General features: G+C 70.5%; 1 protein-coding gene. It reads left to right on the top strand.

Features of this window, described 5'->3' with window-relative positions; genetic code table 11:
- Positions 1-30: 30 nt before the first annotated feature.
- Positions 31-4,401, top strand: a 4,371-nt coding sequence (locus ACFWW2_RS01940; RefSeq protein WP_393925678.1) for an SDR family NAD(P)-dependent oxidoreductase, incomplete at its 3' end; no start/stop codon positions are given.

The following is a 4,401-nucleotide window of genomic DNA, read 5'->3' as shown; positions in this document are numbered from 1 at the left end:
GCAGGCAACGCGGCCGACAGTGAGAGCGGTGTGACCTATCTGCCGTTTGGCTGGGAGCGTCTGTGGCTGTCGGGTGCGCTGCCGGATCGTGTGCTGTGCCATGCGCGTGTGCGGCCGGTGGAAGAGGACGGCGGTGACAGTGACGCCGGTGTGGTGCCGGAAGTGCGTCTGGCGGATCTGTCCTTCTACGACCTGGATGGCCGGCCGCTGGGCGGTGTGACGGGCTTCAGCCTGAAGCGGGCCCCGCGGGCGGCGCTGCTGTCGGCGAGCGAGCGTATCGAGGATCTGCTTTACGAGGTTGTGTGGCGGGAGCGTCCTTTGGCGGGCGGACCGCGTCCTGCGGCGTTCCTGGCGGGTCCGGAGCATTTGGCGGAAGCGACGCCGGACATGGCGGCGCTGCTTTCCGAGGAAGGTCTGGATCCTGCGGACCTTTTTCGGTTTGCGGATGACAGCGACCGGCTGTCGCGGGCTTACGCGCTGGCGGCTTTGGACGAGCTGGGCTTTGATCGCCGGGCCGGGTCTGTGGTGGTTGCGCCGGATCTGCGGCGCCGGCTGAAGGTGGTTGAGGACCATGAGCGGCTGTTCGGCCATCTTCTGGGTCTGCTGGCCGAGGGCGGTGTGCTGGCGGCGGACGATGAGGCGGCTGAAGGGCGCTACCGTGTCCTGATCGGGGCCGGGGACCGGCTGCCGGATCCGGCTCTGGGCGATCCGGGGGCGCTGTTGGCGTCTTTGCAGGAGCGTTATGCGTTCGGCCGCATTGAGCTCGGCCTTTTGTCGCGCTGCGGGGCGGCTCTGGCGCAGGTGCTGCGGGGCCGTTCGGACCCGCTGGCGCTGCTGTTCAGCGAGGAAGGTGCGAGCGCGGCGGCGCTGTACCGGGAGGCGCCGGCGGCGCGGGCCTACAACCGTCTGGTGGCCGAGACGGTGTCGGCTGCGGTGTCAGGGTTGCCGGAGGGTCGCCGGCTGCGGGTTCTGGAGGTCGGTGCCGGGACGGGGGGCACCACAGCGTCGGTGTTGCCGGCGCTGCCGGCGGACCGGGTCGATTATGTCTATACGGATATCTCTGCGGGCTTTTTTGCAGATGCTGAGGCCCGGTTCGGGCCGGAACTGGACTACCGGGTTCTGGACATCGAGCGCGATCCGGTGGCGCAGGGCTTTGCGGCCTATGGTTACGACCTTGTGGTGGCGGCGAACGTGCTGCATGCGACGCGGGACATCGGGGCGTCGCTGGGGCACTGCCGGGACTTGCTGTCGCCGTCGGGTGTGCTGGTGGCGCTGGAGGGTCTGCGGCGTCAGGGCTGGCTGGACCTGACCTTCGGTCTTTTGGAGGGCTGGTGGCGGTTTGCCGACGGCTACCGTTCAGAGCATGCGCTGCTGGACGGAGCGGGCTGGCGGCATGTGCTTTTGGAGACGGGCTACGAGGCGGCCTCGGTGCTGGGCGCGGACGAGGCGGGTGCGTCCCAGGGTGTCATTGTGGCGCGGGGGCCGTCGCAGGTGCGGGAGCGTCCGGGTGTTTGGCTGCTGGCGGCGGATGCGGGCGGCGCGGCTTCGGCGCTGGCGGAAGGGCTTGCGGCCGGCCTGGCGGAGCGCGACCAGACCGTGGTGCTGGCCGGCGCAGGCCTGGAGAACGCTACCGCCGACGTAACGGGACAGGACATCCCCGAAGCAGACGCCACGGAAACAGAGATCCCCGTTCCGGCCGGTGGTCGGGTGACGCGGGCCTATGTGGAGGGACCGCGCCGGGAGACTTGGGTGTCGCTGCTCGAGGGCCTGCCGGACGAGGTTGCGTTGCGGGGCGTTGTGCATCTTTCGGCGCTGGACGGTCCGGATGGCGCGGCGACGGTATCGGAGCTGTCGGCGGCGACGGCGCGCTGCGGGTCGAGTGCGCTGGCGCTGAGCCAGGCGCTGCTGGACCGGGGTGCGGCGCCTGAGGGCGGTCTTTGGCTGGTGACCCGGGGTGCGCAGGTGGTTGACCGGGAGCCAGCGGCCTGCCTGTCGGGCACGCCGCTGTGGGGACTGGGCAAGACGCTGGCCCTGGAGGCGGCGCAGCTGCAGCCGCGGATGATCGATCTGGACCCGGCTGCCGACCCGCAGACAACCCGCAAGGAGCTGATTGAGCCGCTGATCGAAGAGCTGCTTTATCCGGACGCGGAAAGCCATGTGGCGCACCGGGCCGCAGGCCGGCTGGCCGCCCGGCTGGTGCGGGGCGTGACGGCCGAGAGAGCGGACGACGTTCCGGCGCCGTTGATCCGTCCGGACCGGAGTTATCTGGTGACGGGTGGTCTCGGCGGCATTGGTCTTCGGGTGGCGGACTGGCTGGCGGATCGGGGCGCGGGCCGGATCGTGCTGAACGGCCGCCGGCCACCGGACGGTGCGGCCGAGGCGGCGATCGCGGCGCTTGAGGCGCGGGGCGCGAGTGTGGATGTGCGGCTGGCCGACGTCACCGATGCGGACGCAGTCGACGGCATGCTGACCGGGATCGCGGCCTTGCCCTTGCCGCTGGGCGGAGTGGTGCACAGCGTCGGGGTGCTGTCGGATGCTGCGGTGTCGAACCAGAGCTGGGAGCGGTTCGAGACGGTGCTGGCACCGAAGCTGCTGGGTGCCTGGCAGTTGCACCGGGCGACGCTTGATCTGAACCTGGATCTGTTCGTCTTGTTCTCGAGCATGTCGGGTGTGCTGGGCAATGCGGGCCAGGCGAACCATGCGGCGGCGAATGCGTTTTTGGATCAGCTGGCACGGCACCGCCGGTCTCTGGGCCTGGCCGGCCAGGCGATGGCCTGGGGGGCGTGGTCGGGTCTGGGTGAGGCGGAGGAGCAGCGCGAGCGGATTGCGGCGGGTCTGGCGGCGTCGGGTGTGGGCTGGATCGCGCCCGAGCAGGGCCTGCGTGCGTTTGACCGTCTGGTGCGGCAGGACGTGGCTGCCGGTGTCGTGGTGCCGGTGGAGTGGTCGGTGTTCGGGTCTCGGCTGGCGGGCCGGCCGGCGCTGCTGGAAGAGCTGCTGGCGGATGAGGCTATGGTGGTCGCGGAAGCGGAGGCCGGGCACGGGGCGGCGCTGCCAGCGGCGGAGCGTCCGGGTCAGCTGGTGGCGTTGGTGACGGACGAGCTGCGGTCGGTGCTGCGTCTGGGGACGGCACCGGCGCCCTCGGCCGGGTTCTTCGATCTGGGCATGGATTCGCTGATGGCGATCGAGCTGACCCGGCGGCTGGAGCGGGCGCTGGAGGTCAAACTCGAAGCCAGCGCCCTGTTCGACCATCCGACGGTGGACAAGCTCGCCCGGCATCTGGGTCAGAAGCTGGGGGCGCTGGATGAGGACGCAACGGTGCGGCCGCCGGCGCAGGCGGCACTGCGGCGGCGGGACGACGAGCCGATCGCGATTGTCGGCCTGGCCTGCCGGCTGCCGGAGGCGCCGGATGCGGCGTCGTTCTGGGACCTGCTGGTTGCGGGTCGGGACACGGCCCGGGAGGTTCCGCGGGAGCGCTGGGACATTGAGGCGTGGTATGACTCAGACCCGGAGGCGCCGGGCAAGATGTATGTGCGGGAAGCCTCGTTCTTGAGCGGCATCGACCGGTTCGATGCCGGCTTTTTCGGCATCAGCCCGCGCGAGGCGATTTACATGGACCCGCAGCAGCGTTTGTTGCTGGAGACGGCCTGGGCGGCGTTGGAGGATGCCGGCCTGCCGGCTGCCGGCTTGAGCGACAGCCGCACGGGCGTGTTCACGGGCTCGATGTGGAACGAGTATGCCCAGTGGGGGCTGAGTTCGGTGAGGGACATGGACGCCTATATGGGCACCGGCTCGGGCGGCAGCTTCCTGGCCGGGCGGCTGGCCTTCCAACTCGGCCTGCAGGGTCCGGCGATGCCGGTGGACACGGCCTGTTCGTCGTCCCTGGTGGCGATCCATCTGGCCTGTCAGGCGCTGCGGCGCGACGAGTGCGAGGTGGCACTGGCGGCGGGTGTGAACCTGATGCTGTTGCCGGAGGCGAGCATCATGAGCTGCCGGCTGCGGGCGTTGTCGCCGGACGGCCGGTGCAAGGCGTTCGACGCGCGGGCGGACGGCTTCGGCCGGGGCGAGGGCGTCGGCGTGGTGGTGCTGAAGCGTCTGTCGGAGGCGGAGCGCGACGGCGACCGCATCCATGCGGTGATCCGGGGCAGTGCGGTCAATCATAACGGGCCGAGCGCGGGGCTGACGGTGCCCAATGGCGAAGCGCAGCGGCAGGTGATCGCGGCGGCGCTGTCGGAGGCGCGGGTGACACCGGAGGCGGTCGGCTATCTTGAGGCGCACGGCACGGGGACGTCGCTGGGCGATCCGATCGAGCTGCGCGCAGCGCTAGCGGTCTACGGGCAAGGCCGCGATCCGGAGCATCCGCTGCTGGTCGGCTCGGTGAAGACCAATATCGGCCATCTTGAG

The organism is Yoonia sp. R2-816 (genome assembly GCF_046762905.1).
GTDB lineage: Bacteria > Pseudomonadota > Alphaproteobacteria > Rhodobacterales > Rhodobacteraceae > Yoonia.
Note: the sequence above shows the minus strand (reverse complement) of the source record. Positions and strands in the feature narration are given on the sequence as shown.